At 40.3% G+C, this 15820-nt stretch carries 13 protein-coding genes; 8 read left to right on the top strand and 5 right to left on the bottom strand.

Annotated elements, in window-relative coordinates:
- Positions 1-4 precede the first annotated feature (4 nt).
- From AC07UV_RS19835 to AC07UV_RS19820, 4 genes are all read right to left on the bottom strand, one after another.
- Positions 5-1315, bottom strand: a complete 1311-nt coding sequence (locus AC07UV_RS19835; protein WP_495185007.1) for a TolC family protein — start codon at positions 1313-1315, stop codon at positions 5-7.
- Positions 1305-1922 (bottom strand): TetR/AcrR family transcriptional regulator, encoded by a 618-nt coding sequence (locus AC07UV_RS19830; protein WP_282255334.1) that lies wholly within the window; start codon positions 1920-1922, stop codon positions 1305-1307. Before AC07UV_RS19830 ends, AC07UV_RS19835 begins: the two co-directional genes overlap by 11 nt.
- Before the next feature lie 566 nt (positions 1923-2488).
- The gene (locus AC07UV_RS19825) at positions 2489-2881 is read right to left on the bottom strand and encodes a DoxX family protein (protein WP_495185006.1); all 393 of its coding nucleotides are present in this window, start codon (positions 2879-2881) and stop codon (positions 2489-2491) included.
- A gap of 43 nt (positions 2882-2924) precedes the next feature.
- Positions 2925-3257 carry a VOC family protein gene (locus tag AC07UV_RS19820; RefSeq protein ID WP_282255336.1) on the bottom strand — a complete coding sequence of 111 codons (333 nt, stop codon included), beginning with the start codon at positions 3255-3257 and terminating at the stop codon, positions 2925-2927.
- Positions 3258-3572: 315 nt separating this feature from the next.
- Between AC07UV_RS19820 and AC07UV_RS19815 the strand changes: the two genes are divergently transcribed.
- The gene (locus AC07UV_RS19815) at positions 3573-4637 is read left to right on the top strand and encodes a tetratricopeptide repeat protein (protein WP_495185005.1); all 1065 of its coding nucleotides are present in this window, start codon (positions 3573-3575) and stop codon (positions 4635-4637) included.
- A gap of 21 nt (positions 4638-4658) precedes the next feature.
- Here the strand turns inward: AC07UV_RS19815 and holA are convergent, their stop codons facing one another.
- On the bottom strand, positions 4659-5666 hold the full coding sequence (holA, locus tag AC07UV_RS19810; RefSeq protein WP_495185004.1) for a DNA polymerase III subunit delta: 1008 nt from the start codon (positions 5664-5666) through the stop codon (positions 4659-4661).
- A 189-nt stretch (positions 5667-5855) separates the two neighbouring features.
- Between holA and AC07UV_RS19805 the strand changes: the two genes are divergently transcribed.
- The 7 genes from AC07UV_RS19805 (at position 5856) to AC07UV_RS19775 (ending at position 15820) form a co-directional block, all read left to right on the top strand.
- Positions 5856-6317, top strand: coding sequence for a type I restriction enzyme HsdR N-terminal domain-containing protein (locus tag AC07UV_RS19805; RefSeq protein WP_282255340.1), 462 nt, complete (start codon positions 5856-5858; stop codon positions 6315-6317).
- A 169-nt stretch (positions 6318-6486) separates the two neighbouring features.
- Entirely contained in the window at positions 6487-7188 is a 702-nt protein-coding gene (gene clpP / locus AC07UV_RS19800; RefSeq protein WP_259178204.1) for an ATP-dependent Clp endopeptidase proteolytic subunit ClpP, read from the top strand.
- A gap of 2 nt (positions 7189-7190) precedes the next feature.
- Positions 7191-8441 carry an ATP-dependent Clp protease ATP-binding subunit ClpX gene (gene clpX, locus AC07UV_RS19795; RefSeq protein ID WP_495185003.1) on the top strand — a complete coding sequence of 417 codons (1251 nt, stop codon included), beginning with the start codon at positions 7191-7193 and terminating at the stop codon, positions 8439-8441.
- Positions 8442-8693: 252 nt separating this feature from the next.
- Positions 8694-9518: an AMP nucleosidase gene (locus AC07UV_RS19790; protein ID WP_495185002.1), complete on the top strand. Its 825-nt coding sequence runs from the start codon at positions 8694-8696 to the stop codon at positions 9516-9518.
- A gap of 449 nt (positions 9519-9967) precedes the next feature.
- On the top strand, positions 9968-11131 hold the full coding sequence (locus tag AC07UV_RS19785; RefSeq protein ID WP_495185001.1) for an efflux RND transporter periplasmic adaptor subunit: 1164 nt from the start codon (positions 9968-9970) through the stop codon (positions 11129-11131).
- A gap of 73 nt (positions 11132-11204) precedes the next feature.
- A complete protein-coding gene (locus AC07UV_RS19780) occupies positions 11205-14357 on the top strand; it encodes an efflux RND transporter permease subunit (protein ID WP_495185000.1) in 3153 nt (1050 codons plus the stop codon).
- Positions 14354-15820 carry an efflux transporter outer membrane subunit gene (locus tag AC07UV_RS19775; protein WP_495184999.1) on the top strand — a complete coding sequence of 489 codons (1467 nt, stop codon included), beginning with the start codon at positions 14354-14356 and terminating at the stop codon, positions 15818-15820. Before AC07UV_RS19780 ends, AC07UV_RS19775 begins: the two co-directional genes overlap by 4 nt.

Here is a 15820-nt window from a genome sequence, read left to right as displayed (position 1 = left end):
ATTGCTATTTAATGTTTAACGACCCATTTGCCAATTGCAGGTCATAGTATTTTTCAATTGTGTTTGCCTTGCTTATCGCTAGATTTATTTTGCTCTGAAGCTGTTGTACATCAGCGGTCAATAAGTCGTCCGTATCCGCAATACCATTATCATATTTATCCTTTGTGATGCGATAATTTTCAACGGCTTGATCTACCGCCTGATGGTATACCACATCCTGTTTTTGGGCCAACATGTAGTTTTCATTTGCCTGTTGTACCTGAACCTTTACCCGATCGTTGAGCAGTTCCAAATTCTCATCAATTTCCTTGATCCGATTTTTAACGACGTTGACCTCCCTTTTGTTTTTGTACAAAGAACCAATATCATAAGATACTCCAACACCCACCATCGCCGCATTCGTTACAGTAACGACCTTCTGTAGACCAAAAGCGTTGTAACCTGCCGTTGCCGAAACCATTGGCAATGTCGAAGACTTGGTCACTTTCAATTGATCTTCGGCAACTTTACGTTGAGAAGCTAACGATTTTAGATCCGAACGCTCAGTTTTTGCAGTTTCATAAGAAGCCTTCAATCCGAGGTCAATTCCAGTTACCTCAGCCAGATTAATCTGGTCCAATTGCGTATCCTCTGCAATTTTTAGCAAATTGGCCAATTGATAATTTAGCACCTTAATATTCTTCTGCGCTTCCTGGAGCGACACCTGATAATTAGACAGTTGCAATTCCGCTTTAAGCAGATCGTTTCTTGCAATCAGCCCATTATCCAACATCGCTTTAAAGTCTGAAACACGTTGCTCAGACTGCTTGATATTTTCAGCGATCAACAAATTGGTTTGCTGCGCTTTATATAGATTCAAATAAAGTGCTATCGCACGTGAAGCCAATTGTTCTTTGTTTGCTACAGCGTTCCATTGTTCAGCTTGTAGAACATCTTTTGCTATCGCTATCCCCCCTTTAATCCTGCCCCCGGTATAAATAGGCATGCTGACAGATGCCTGCCCCAACCACAGCTGATTTGCTGCGATATCTGGAGCCGAGCCACCTTCACCAAGTGCCAACTTCAGATTCACATTCGGTGTTGTCATCGCCATGTATTGCCCGCTCAATTTTGCATCAGGAAGCTGTTTCGATTTGGCACTTTCGACCTCTAGCTGTCTTCCCAATACTTTGGTATCGGCAGTTTTCGCTTCCACACTTTGGTTTGTAGCCATGTGAATTATTTCTTCCAAGCTCAGGTGTTTGTTGTCTTGTGCCAGCAAACCCAGAGGACTCAAAAGCAATAAAGCACTTAAATTGGCCAACTTATTTTTCATATGTCAATAAAGCTTTAATTGTTTTCTGTATAAATTGTGTTAATGTTGTTTCAATATATTGCCCATAGCCACCATCATCGGCTATATTCAATTGATCCTGTAAAAAGACTTGGTTCATCTGAAAATTCATAAAAGTCCCCATCATCATGGAATGAATTAATATGGGATCATTCCCTGTTTTAAATACCCCCTCTGCGATACCACTGTTGATGATAGAAGTGATTACGTCAAGATTATGAATCTTCAATTTTTTAAAAGCTTCCGATATCAACATCCGCTGTTTTAGGGTACTTTCTATTGCAATAACCCGGTAGAGCTTCCGATGAGAGTTCATCGATTTGACATACCTATCAACCATCACATCTACTTTATCGAGGGCATTACCTACCAAAGCGAGCTCATCCACATTGATCATAAAATCTGGAACACGCCATTCAAAAAAGGTATCCAGCAACTTATCTTTCGATCCAAAATAATAGTTGATCATGGCTACATTGACATTCGCCTCCTGTGCAATATCACGCACCGAAGTCCCGTCAAACCCTTTTGTTGCAAAAAGTCGCTCCGCGGCAAGAAGGATATCTATTTGCTTCTCGTTAAATTCCATTTAAAACCCAATCTTTTTATAGATAATTGCACCTACTGTCTTTAAGGATAAAATCATCATTTGTTAAATGCGGAGCAAAGTTAAACAAACGTTTAATTTAAACAAATGTTTAATTATTAAATTTATGTAAAAAAATACACCAAAATCTGGACACAAACACCAGAAATAACATTTAAAAAGCTACATTACAATGTGTTAACATTTTTAAAAAACAAAATCCATTTATTGCTATTTCAAATAGTATGAAAGAAAAACGAATACACAAAAAATAGAATAGAGCTAATTATAGCTTAAAAAGAGGTTAGAAAAAGATTCTTAGGACTGTATGAAAGGGCCTGCCCCACTCTCTAAAATCTCCCCCTTTTATAAATGAAAGTCGGTTATCCGAATTGTCGGAAAACATGCTCTGACAATAAACTGCTGGAAAGACCATTGCCGAGTTAAAGATTTGTTTGTATATCGCTATTGGGTGAAACGACAGAAAAAATTACTATAAAAAGTACGGGTTCGATACCTAGCCGCCCATAACGTTCAGGCAAACATTATAGGCGACTGATAAGGATAAACTAATGGTTATATAAAAACTTCTTCTCGCTAGGTCTAAAATACCAGGACACAGCAATAAGGACCAGATAAAGTAGTGCCGGAGCTATGAGACCAACAGAATCTCCTACAACAATGTGCGAATACAAGGCACCAGTCACCGTGAAGAAAATACCAGCATAAGCCCATTCTTTCAATAGCGGTCTCCTTGGTGAAAGCAGTGCTACGACTGCTAATATTTTCCAGACACCTAGTAGTGGGAGGATATAGTCCGGATACCCCAGATGGTCTACATTTTGTACTCCACCTGCTCCCTCAGTTTTTATCCGAAAGATTTGTATAATGGCTGTAGATACCAGCCCCAAGGACAACCATACCGTTGCAATCCAATAAATTATTTTATCCCTCTTTTTCATTATTATATTGTTTTAGTTTACAATTGACTATTTGTTATGATACTCAGATCTGAATAAGTCCAATAATATTGTTGTTACTATCTTTAGCGCTTGCAACCAGTTTCCCCCCACCGACATCAGTTATATTCCGTATCATTTCGGCACCCCCATCGACAAGAATCTCCAAACTGCTTTTGATATTATCAACATGAAAAAAGGCAGTTAACCCATCTTCCGGGTTATTCGGCACCAGACCGATATCCTGATTATTGACCTTAAAGCCGATGTAATACGGGCTATCCACATACGGCTCCACAGCCAATAATTTTGTGAATAATGCTTTCGATTGTGCCATGTCCTTCACGGGATAAAGCACCGTTTTGATTCCTTGATTCATTGTTATTATATTTTTGCCTACTCTTTTGGATTTTCAGTGACTCCCGTTTTTTGTGGTTGCTGCTCCACTATTTATCTGTTGTATTGCCTATTAGGACTTCAGTCGCATTGAATTTCTCCGCTATAAATTACAAATCATTAAATACGTAGCTACTTGACTACAAATATACATGTAGTTATTTAACTACAAAACATTTTTTGTTTTTTTCCGATTGATGCAGATTCGAATAATTTTTATTCGATGTATCAATTCAGCTCTGAAAAAAGATTGGAACAACAATTGTATGCAGTTGAGTCAATATTAAACTTTACAAGCATGCCATTAAAAGCTTATTTTTTTATCCTGTTCATGGGCCTATCGCTGCTTTCGGTAGCTCAACCCAGACACATACGATTAGTAGATGCTCTTTCAGCCGATAATTTCGCAAAACATTTTAACACAGATACAGTACAGTTAAGCCAGCTAAACACGAGCAAAACACCTGCAGGAGTTTTTATTGCTTACGAAAAAGCAGATACGCTTAATTTCAAGCATGAATTTTATAAGAGCTTTGACGGCCCAGGTTACACCAAAGTCGGATTGGCATTTTATGCTAGAAAAGGAAATGATTATCAGCTGTCCTTCAAGAATGATAACGATTTCTTTTGTGTGTCGTGCAATAATATGCGTTATTACAACGTAAATGCCAGCCGCGATACCGTAAGCATCTCGATTTCGTGGGGGCCGAACGATTTTGGTCGAAGTGAGGGCTATTATTTTGTTTATAGACCGACGGCAAAACGCTGGCAATTGGCTGAACGAGATAATGCTGGATCGGATGACGAAGGTACAAGCAGCAGCGAATATATGACCTATCCTCAAAACGTCAAGGTGTATCTAGACGACTACGATGCTGAGTCCTTATCCTATGATTCCACAGTAATAAGTAATCAGCGGATTGGTCTGAGCTACAAGCCCGGAGACTACGCTGCTCTCCTTCGTTCGTTAAAAGAAATACCTAAAAACAGTCTTTTTTTGCTACCTAGAGTTTTTAACGAGCATACAGCAGAGTATTTTATGGAAAACGGTCTGGACGAGGACCAGCCTGACAATACAAATCCAATTCATGGTAAAAATGTCCTTTCGGCCAATGAGATAGCTTATTTTCTGGAGCAGACGAATCAGCTGGATGCGGCACAAGTTTTTTTAGATAAAGTAATTGAGCGTTTTCCTGAGCGTGAGGTTGCCTATTTAAACCGTGCTGATGTATTTTTCAAAAAAGGGCAATCTTCTTACAAAAAAGCCGAAAAAGATTACCGTACTTACGTCGCACTAATGAATAAACGCGGGTTGCAGGCAAAAATTCCACAGCGAGTCTTAAAATTTCTAAGCACACAATAGTCTTTGACAGCCTGCAATTACCTAATTTAAGATCCGATAGACCATTTCTTTGAGAATCTCCTCGCTATTGAAATTGCTGGGCACGTTGACGCCTTTTGATTTTAGGTCAGTCTCTTTGAGGACGTTTAGTACATCAAAAGTTTTCCGACGATTATAATTTCGCGCAGCCAGTTCATATTCTTTTAGGAAAAACGGATGCACGCCCAATTCTTTGGCGGCAACAGATTTATCAATCAGGTAATGGTATTTTAGTATTTTAGTAAAGTAGGTCGCGACCTGTCCAATTACCATCACTAGCGGGTTATTCTTTGGATTTGCCACAAAATAATCTACGATCTGATAGGCCTTCAAGGCATTGCGTTTTGCTAAAGCCGTATTGAGCTCAAATACATTGAAATCTTTTGAAATACCAATGTTACGTTCTACATCGTCCATACTTATTTCGTGACTCTTAGGCACATTGAGCATCAGTTTATCCAGTTCATTGGATACTTTCGCCAGATCATTCCCCAAATAATCCGCGATTAGCGCTGCTGCCTGTGGATGAATGCGCCAGCCTGCATCCTTTAGATAGCCACCGATCCAGGGGGCAACTTTATCATCATATAATTTAGCGGCATCGATAACCAATCCGGCTTTTTCAAATACCTTATAAATCTTCTTCCGTTTATCGAATTTCCCGTGTTTATAGCAAAAAACCAAGATAGTTGTTGGTGTCAGATGTTCAAGGTATTTCGTTAACATTTCCTCCGTGTCCGATTTCCACTTCAGTTCCTGCGCTTCCTTTATAATAATCACCTGATGGTCGCTCATCATAGGGTATCGTTTTGCCGCATTGACCACTGTGGAGATATCAATATCCTTCCCGTAAAAAACAGATTGATCAAAGCCTTTTTGAGCATCATTCAGCACAGTAGATTCCAGTGCGTCCGCGATGGTATCAATAAAATAGCTTTCCTCCCCCTGCAGTAGATAGACAGGCTTAAAGGATCTGTGCTTTATATCGGATAAGATCGGATTTATATTCATATAGGCGAAATTACGATTTTACTATCAAATCCGTAGCAGCCCTGCGATTAGAATTCGACTTATTATCCAATCTATTTCGACAAAAAGATCTAACCGACTGATTAAAAGAAATAATTCTAAAAGCGAAAAAAACCAATTGAGAGAATCGTATGATCTACTTTTTTTGCTAAAATTTTAGTATATTTGTGTATGTTTTCACCGACACCACTCAATTTGCCACCATTCAAAGCCAAAATATCCAAAAAGAATAATGCGGTTTATATTTTTGATGAGTTGCGAAAAAAGGAACTGGTATTGACACCGGAGGAATGGGTCAGGCAACATTGGATAAACTATTTGGCATTGATCAAGAATTATCCAAAGTCGCTGATGAATATTGAGGGTGGATTGAAACTAAACAGCCTACAGCGACGGAGTGATTTACTGATTTATAATAGTGCGGGACAGAAGGTAGTTTTGGCCGAATTCAAAGCACCGTATATCAAAATCACACAAAAAGTATTCGAACAGATCGCCAATTACAATTCTGTGCATCGGATTCCATACTTACTGGTGAGCAATGGCATAAATCATTATTATTGTAAAGTTGACTTTGAGAACGAATCGTATCAGTTTTTAGAAGAACTTCCCGACTATAACGAAATCGGTTAAGGACTTCTATTTGAAACGGATAAAGATAAGCCCTATTATAAAAATGCCTTTCTTTGCTGAAAGAGGCGGTATCGAAAAAATGTAAAGTGGATGTAAAACATCTTTGCAATTTATTTGATTTTTAAAATATAGTTTTATATTAGTCCTACAGAATAGAAAAAATAAAAAGATGAATATAGATAAAAACGAATTCAGAAAATATGCAGTAAAGCATCACCGTATTGGAAGTCAACATGTTGACAGTTTTATTGCCCGTACAGAGACTAGCATTCCGACAAATCTTACACCTTACATCGTTGAGGAGCGTCAATTGAACGTTGCACAGATGGACGTGTTTTCACGTTTGATGATGGATCGTATTATATTTTTGGGAAGCGGTATTGATGACCAAGTGGCTAATATTATCCAGGCACAATTGTTGTTTTTACAGTCCACAGATGCACAGCGTGACATCCAGATTTACATCAATTCCCCAGGAGGAAGCGTTTATGCAGGTTTGGGTATCTACGATACGATGCAATATATCACACCGGACGTAGCGACCATCTGTACAGGAATAGCAGCATCTATGGGTGCAGTTCTTCTTGTAGCAGGAGCAAAAGGCAAGCGTGCTGCATTACGTCACTCACGTGTGATGATTCATCAACCATCTGGCGGCGCTCAAGGGGTTGCGGCAGATATGGAAATCAACTTACGTGAAATGATGAAATTAAAAGAAGAATTATATACCATTATTTCAGAACACTCCGGACAAACCTATGAGTGGGTAGAAAAATCTTCTGATCGTGACTACTGGATGAAAGCCAATGAGGCCAAAGAATTCGGTATGATTGACGAGATTTTACTTCCTAAGAAGGAGATTATTAAATAAAGATGGCGAAGAATAACGATAGAGACATTCATTGTTCGTTTTGTGGGATAAGCAAAAATGAAGCTCAGATGCTCATTGCTGGAAATGGAGCACACATCTGTGACAGATGTATCCAACAGGCAGGGGAAATCTTGGCAGAAGAATTAAAACAACGGAAAAGCAAGACATTACAGACTGCATTAAAACTAATACGTCCCCAAGAGATCAAAACACACTTGGATCAGTACGTAATCGGTCAGGATGATGCAAAGAAAGTAATTTCTGTCGCTGTTTATAATCACTATAAACGTTTGAATCAAAAAGTGGATAAAGATGAAATTGAAATCGAAAAATCCAATTTGATTATCGTGGGTGAGACAGGTACGGGAAAGACATTATTGGCAAAGACCGTTGCCAAAATATTGAACGTCCCTTTCTGTATCGTTGATGCGACGGTACTAACCGAGGCAGGTTATGTCGGAGAAGATGTGGAGAGTATTTTGACACGCTTGCTTCAAGCTGCAGATTATGATGTTGCTTCGGCGGAACGTGGTATCATCTATATCGATGAGATTGACAAAATCGCACGTAAGAGCGACAACCCTTCTATCACGAGAGATGTCTCTGGTGAAGGTGTGCAACAGGCGCTATTAAAGATTTTAGAAGGTACAGTTGTCAACGTACCACCTCAAGGTGGCCGTAAACATCCAGACCAGAAAATGATCGCTGTCAATACTAGCAACATCCTATTTATCTGTGGTGGTGCATTCGACGGAATCCAAAAGAAAATTGCAAACCGTCTACGCACACAAACCGTGGGTTATAAGATGAATGAAGACGAAGAGGAAATCGACTTGAACAATCTATACAAGTATATTACACCTCAGGATCTCAAAAATTTTGGATTGATTCCAGAGTTAATTGGACGTCTTCCGGTCTTGACCTACTTAAATCCGCTGGATAAAGAAACCTTGTTGAGTATTTTGACAGAGCCAAAAAATGCATTGGTCAAACAATACAAAAAATTATTTGAGTATGAAGGCGTCGAATTGAAATTTGATCCCGAGGTATACACGTTTATTGTAGACAAAGCTGACGAATTTAAACTTGGGGCCAGGGGCTTACGCAGTATATGCGAAGCAATTATGCTGGACGCCATGTTTGAAATGCCGTCAATGAAAGAGCAAACGGGACAGAAAAGTTTGGAAATCACCTTGGATTATGCGAAGAAAAAATTCGAAAAATCCGATCTGAAAAAGCTTAAAGTCGCTTAAAAAAAAATCCCGTTCGCTGAACGGGATTTTTTTTTACCCCTTGCGTTTAAACAGGTTCCTCTTGATGCTGGTTCGCCTCATGAATGCTATCCAACAACATATTATTGAAAGAATTTAATGGATAAAAGTGCTTAAAACAAGCTAAAGCGTAATAAAAAAAAGAATTAAAAATCTTATATTACAATAATAACATAGCCATAACGGAATGTTGACAGACCGATAAGAGATTAGTGAAATTAAAATTTAATGACTATGACAAAGAAAACTACAAAAAATACTGTAAATAGCCCGATAACACCAGGTTTAAAAACCAAAGAAGAAATCGTGAACAACTGGCTTCCACGTTATACAGGAAGACCTTTGGAAGAGTTTGGGGAGTATATCCTATTAACAAATTTTTCAAAATATATTCATCTATTTTCGGAAATGCATGACAATGCCCCTATCTACGGAGAAGACAAACCTATGCAATCCGTGACCGCTGGAGGTATTACCATTATCAATTTTGGAATGGGTAGTCCGATGGCCGCAACGATAATGGACCTATTATCCGCCATTGCCCCTAAGGCCGTGCTATTTTTGGGCAAAACTGGAGGAATTAAGAAAAAGATTCCTGTAGGAGAATTGATCCTCCCTATCGCAGCGATCCGTGGCGAGGGAACATCAAATGATTACTTTCCCCCCGAAGTACCCTCATTACCTGCATTTGCTATGCAAAAAGCGATCTCTACGACAATCCGTGACCATCAACGGGACTATTGGACAGGGACCGTCTACACCACCAATAGACGCGTATGGGAGCACGACAAGGCATTCAAAAAGTACCTGAAATCAATTCGGGCCATGTGTGTCGATATGGAAACAGCAACAATATTCAGTGTCGGTTTCGCGAACAAGATCCCGACAGGTGCTTTGCTGTTAGTTTCCGATCAACCGATGGTCCCTGAAGGAGTAAAAACGTCTGTAAGTGATGTCACGGTTACAGCGAAATACGTGGAAGCACATATCAGTATCGGTATTGATGCCCTAAAACAACTTATCAATAACGGACTGACTGTAAAACACCTTAAATTTTAAGGGATTGATACGATAAGAAAACCGATACCGAAGTTCACTTAAAAAGTTGGACAAAGTTAAAAAATTAGATGCGTGATGAGTCCGATATGAGATATGCCCCAAATAGTGTCTAACTTTTTGGGGCATATCTATGTATTATTGGGCTCATTTTTTTGACGAAGTTTTTTATTCCACCCCCTCCTTCTAGTCCATTCGGACTGCCTACAGCTTGTCTATTTTGGTCGATTATGGTTCGCTCAATAAACCAATGATACTAAATGCTTACTACCTACTGAAAACTAGACATTTAAAACTAATACATAGAATACTTGATTATTAATTGAGCGATTATTAACTATAAATTGAAACGTTAACAAATGTTAATTTACACAATAATTAAACTATTTGGCGTTATATCTTGTATTAGTAACATTACAAAAGCACATATATCAAAAATTTAATCAAGTATTGTGAAGAAAAAAACATTATCTATTTTCAGCGTATCCTTATTGATTTGTTCAGTCTTAGCCACCCAGGTAAGTTGTTCTTCAAGCTCTTCCAAAGAAAATAATACCAATGAAAAACCTGTAGCTTTGCCTTTTTATACGGTTGTAAAATCTGATGCCACCACGATCAAGGATTATCTAGGTACCATTGAGGGAAAAGTGAATGTAGAGGTCCGTCCCCAGGTTGAGGGATTACTGCAAGAAATCTATGTCGATGAAGGTTCTTTTGTACAAAAAGGACAAAAGTTGTTCAAAGTAGATCCTTCTACCTATCAGGAAAATTTAAACAACATGGTAGCCACGGAACAGGTTGCGCGGGCCAAACTTAAAAATGCGCAATTAGAAGTCGACCGTCTGAAACCGTTGGTTCAAAATGACGTCATTTCAGATGTAAAACTGGCATCAGCCAAATCTGACTATCAAGTAGCAAAGGCAACCCTAGATCAGGCCAGTGCCGCTGTACGTTCCGCACAGATCAGTAAAGACTTTACGATCATTACAGCACCTGTAAGCGGATATATTGGGCGTATTCCTAAGCGTATTGGAAATCTAGTTTCCAAAGGTGACAAAGAACCCCTCACTTACCTTTCCGATATACAAGAAGTCTATGTTTATTTCTCCATGAATGAATCCGACTTCCTCTACTTCTCAAAAGCACAGGCGAAAAAAGACAGTATTGAGGGTAAGAAATACAACCAGAATCAAAAACTGGTATTTCCTCAAGTAACACTGGTTCTCGCCGACGGCGAAGAATATGCGAAAAAAGGGATCGTTGATGCTGTCAATGGACAGATAAACAGAACCACAGGGGCAATTTCTCTACGTGCAACCTTCCAAAACCAAGACAATATTTTACGTTCGGGAAGTAGTGGTACACTAAAAATTGCAGAAGTAAAAAAAGACGTCCTACAGATCCCTCAGATTGCCATCAATGAATTACAGGACAAAACTTTTGTCTATATATTGGATCAAAACAATAAAGCACAACGCCGTAATATTCAGCTTTCAGGCAAGAGCAAAGGCAATTATATCGTAGACTCAGGTCTCAAGGAAAACGACCGTGTCATTACCAGTGGATTTGACAAACTGACCGATGGTTCGGCCGTTACCCCTATTCCTCAAAAATAATTATCGCACATTTTTACATCGCTGGGGTAACCTATTTTCAGGTTTGCCTGAGCTATGTCTAAAATTCTAATATATGTTAAAAACCTTTATAAATAGGCCCGTTTTAGCCACGGTCATTTCTATCATTTTAGTCATATTGGGCTTGGTGGGATTAAAGCTGCTCCCTGTATCCCGATTTCCAGAAATCGCCCCCCCCAGTGTACTTGTATCACTGAGTTACCCTGGCGCAAATGCTGAAACGGTAGCAAAAAGTGTTTTATTACCTATTGAGGAGGCCATTAATGGTGTGGAAGATATGACCTATATCAAATCGTCTGCTTCCAACTCCGGTTCGGGTAGTGTGTCCGTCTATTTTAAGACCGGAACAAATCCGGACATTGCCTCAGTCAATGTGCAGACCCGTATCTCCAAAGCGATCAGTTCTATTCCAGCTGAAGTAAATGAAGCTGGGATTACCGTCATGCCACGCCAGACTGGGGTTATCATGACCATTAATCTTTACTCGGATCATCAAGATAAGGCCTACGATGAAACCTTTTTACAGGCTTACGCACAGATCAATCTTATGCGTCCTTTATTACGTGTAGATGGTGTAGCACAAGTGTCACGGCTCGGAGCAAGGGATTATGCCATGCGGCTTTGGCTGAATCCAGAAAAGTTGGCCCTTTATAATCTGGTTCCCCAGGATATCATGAATGCTATCAAAGACCAAAACTTTGAGATAGCCCCAGGTAAATTTGGTGAAACTTCCGATGAGGCATTTGAAACGGTCATTCGGCACAAAGGACGCTTTACCACACCCGAAGAATTTCAGGGTATCGTCATCAAGACAAACAATGATGGTTCAGTGCTATACCTCAAAGATGTTGCACGCGTAGAATTTGGTGCAACAAATCTCAGTAGCGACAATAAGGTCAATGGTCATCCCGGACTGACACTCAATCTGACGCAAACCAGCGGCTCCAATGCCCATGATATTGATATCGCTGTCCGGAAAGTACTCGAAGAACAGGCCAAGACATTCCCAAAAGGATTGCATTATGAAGTGACTTATTCCGTACGTGACCAAATTGATGAATCCATCAGCCAGGTTGAACACACTCTTTTCGAAGCATTTATTTTGGTCTTTATCATTGTTTTCATTTTCTTACAGGACTTTAGATCGACCTTAATTCCAGCTATTGCTATACCTGTTTCGTTGATAGGTACCTTCTTTTTCCTCCAGCTCTTTGGCTTCTCGCTCAATGTATTGACCATGTTTGCCCTTGTATTGGCCATCGGTATTGTTGTCGATGATGCCATTGTTGTTGTAGAGGCCATCCATGAAAAGATGCATAGTACGGGGTTAAAAGCTAGAGCGGCGACATTGTCGACCATGTCAGAAATTACCGGTGCAATCCTCTCTATTACCATGGTCATGGCAGCGGTATTTTTGCCTGTTGGTTTTATGGAGGGCCCAGCGGGTATCTTTTATCGACAATTTGCTTACACGCTGGCGACAGCGATCCTAATTTCAGCTTTAAATGCCTTGACATTGAGTCCCGCCCTATGTGCATTATTGCTCAAAGCCCCCAAGCAACAAAAGGAAGAAGAAGCTAAATCAAGAATCAACCAATTTAAGGATCGTTTCTTTAAAGCATTCAATACTTCTTTTGATCGCCTGACCACCCGATACGTATCTATTGTCCAGTTGTTGATCAATCATAAAAAAATAGCTTGGATAGGCCTGGTATTGATTACTGCGATCGGAGTCATTTTAATGATCAAAACACCAAAGAGTTTTATACCAACCGAAGACGATGGTTTCATCACCTATAACATTGCGCTTCCCCCCGGGGCTTCATTAAGCCGTACGACAGAAGTACTCCATCGTGCAGACAGTATATTGAAAAAAAGAAAAGATATCGAGGGCATGACGACAGTCTCTGGTTTCAATGCACTGGATGGTAGTTCAAGTCCAGCCTTTGCCGCAGGATATATTACACTTAAACCACATGCCAAACGCAAGCACATCAAAAACATTAATGCCTTTATGGATACAATCAGGAATGACCTCGCACAAATAAATGAGGCCACATTTACTGTATTTCCCAGACCTACAGTACAGGGATTTGGTGATTTTGCCGGTATAGAGATGGTTCTTCAAGATCGCATGGGTGGCGACGTAAGAGACTTTAATACCATTGCAGACACCTTTATCAGCCAGCTGAATACCCGTCCGGAAATCCGTAGTGCTTACACCAGTTTTAAATCCAATTTCCCGCAATACGAGGTGAACATCGATGCTGTCAAGGCAAAATCACTCGGTGTTGAAATCAAAGACTTAATGTCCACCATACGCTCCTATTTTGCACGGGTGCAAGCCAGTGACTTTAATCGTTTTGGCCGCCAATACCGCGTGTATGTACAGTCCGATTTTGATTTCCGCAAAGATCCAGCGTCTTTCAATTCGATTTTCGTGCGAAACAACAAAGGCGAGATGGTGCCCATCAATACCGTTCTGACACTGGAAAAAACTGTCGGCCCCGAAACCATTACCCGTTACAATCTATACAATGCAATTTCCGTCAATATCACTCCAGCAGAAGGCTATAGTACTGACGATGCCATGCAGGCTATCCAAAAGCTAGCCGACGAAAAACTACCCGGAAACTATGGCTTTGAATGGACTGGTATGAGCTATGAAGAAAGCCAATCTGGATCCCAAACTATCCTGATTTTCGTCTTGAGTATCCTATTTGTGTACTTTTTACTCTCCGCACAGTACGAAAGCTATATTCTTCCCTGGGCGGTTTTGCTCTCCATACCTGTTGGTCTGATCGGCGTTTTTTCAGTCATCAACCTTGTCGGTCTACAGAACAACATCTATGTACAGGTTGGATTGATCATGCTGATCGGTCTACTGGCTAAAAATGCGATCCTAATAGTCGAATTTGCCGTACAGGAACGCAAAAATGGAAAAACTATCGTGGAAGCTGCCATCAGCGGTTCAAAGTTAAGGTTAAGGCCAATCCTAATGACCAGTCTTGCCTTCGTTGCCGGCCTAGTTCCACTGATGTGGACTGTTGGCCCTTCGGCTATCGGCAATCACTCCATCAGCTTCAGTGCAGCAGGTGGTATGCTATTGGGAGTTGCCTTTGGCATCTTTATTATTCCGGTACTCTTTGTTGTCTTCAAGGGGCTGGATGAAAAACTACAGGATAAACTAGCTAAAGAAGAAGAATGAAGAACATAAAAAAATACTTTTCAGCACTATTTATGGCTACGGGCTTACTGATTTTAATGAATGCCTGTAAAGTTGGCAAAGATTATGTTCAACCCAAACTAAAATTGCCCGGAACCTTTCGTGGTGACACCTTAGATTATTTTGGTGATACCTCTAGCATGGGGTTGATTCATTGGAAATCGTTCTTTCATGATCCTACCCTCAAGCTACTGATCGATTCAGCGCTAACCAATAATTTTGAAATGAAAACAGCGCTACTCAATTTACAGATCTCCAACAGGGTAATGGCTCAAAATAAGTCAAACTATCTTCCAAGTGTCAGTGCCACCATAGCGAATGGAAACCGTACCTGGCGATCGAAAGAATTTGGGAGTGGTCCATTGTCAAAATACTATGAGCACAAAGGTGAGAAAGCTCCAGAAAATATGTTTGTTTACCAATCTCAATTTGGATCTGACATCAGTTTCAGTTGGGAAATAGATATCTGGAAAAAAATTAGCAGCAAACAGGAACAGCTGCTGGCGGAATACCTAGACACACAGGAAGCCAAAAATGCCATTCAGACCAATATTATCACGTCTGTTGCAAAAGGTTATTTCAATCTGTTGATGTTAGATGCTAAAATTGAAGTCGCCAAACGTAATGTTCAATTGAACGATAGCACATTACGTATGATTAAGCTCCAATACAAAGCAGGCGAGATTACCGCACTGGCCATTCAACAGACAGAATCGCAGCGTCTATTAGCAGCCTCCCTTGTCCCAGAATTGGAAAAACAGATTGTTATTCAAGAGAATGCACTTCAGACATTAACAGGAAGGCTCCCGGACAGCATCAAGCGAGGCACTTCATACGAACATCTATTTGCAGAAAGTAAGGACATATCGCTTGGTTCGCCCATTGAAATCATACGCAATCGACCAGATATCCGTTCCTCCGAGTTTCAGCTAATGGCCGCCAATGCGAACGCCAATATCCAGCAGGCCATGCGTTATCCTTCGCTTAATATAGGCGGTGTACTGGGCGTAAATTCCATGCTTCCCCGAAACTGGTTCAACATTCCGGGCGCACTATTAGGTGGCATCACCGGCAATCTGACCACCCCTATTTTCAAAAATAAAACATTAAAAACACAATATGAAGTTGCAAAACTTGAACGGGATAAGGCCGAAATTCAGCTTCAACAGAAAGTCGTCGAAGCAGTTGCCGAAGTCTCCAACGCTGTAGTTACGGTAGACAAACAGCGGGAACAGCTCGAGCTTGCGAGAAAAAGAGTGGATAACGCGCATCTTGCGGTAAAAAATGCAAACCTGCTCTTCAAAAGTGGCTATGCGACATATTTAGAAGTTATCACCGCACAAAGCAATGCCTTGGATAGCGATCTGGATCTGGTCGAGCTACGCCAGCAGCACCTGGATGGATTTGTGGATCTCTACCGTTCTTTAGGTGGTGGTTGGAGATAA

This window comes from Sphingobacterium sp. GW821-FHT03E03, from assembly GCF_059420745.1.
Note: the sequence above shows the minus strand (reverse complement) of the source record. Positions and strands in the feature narration are given on the sequence as shown.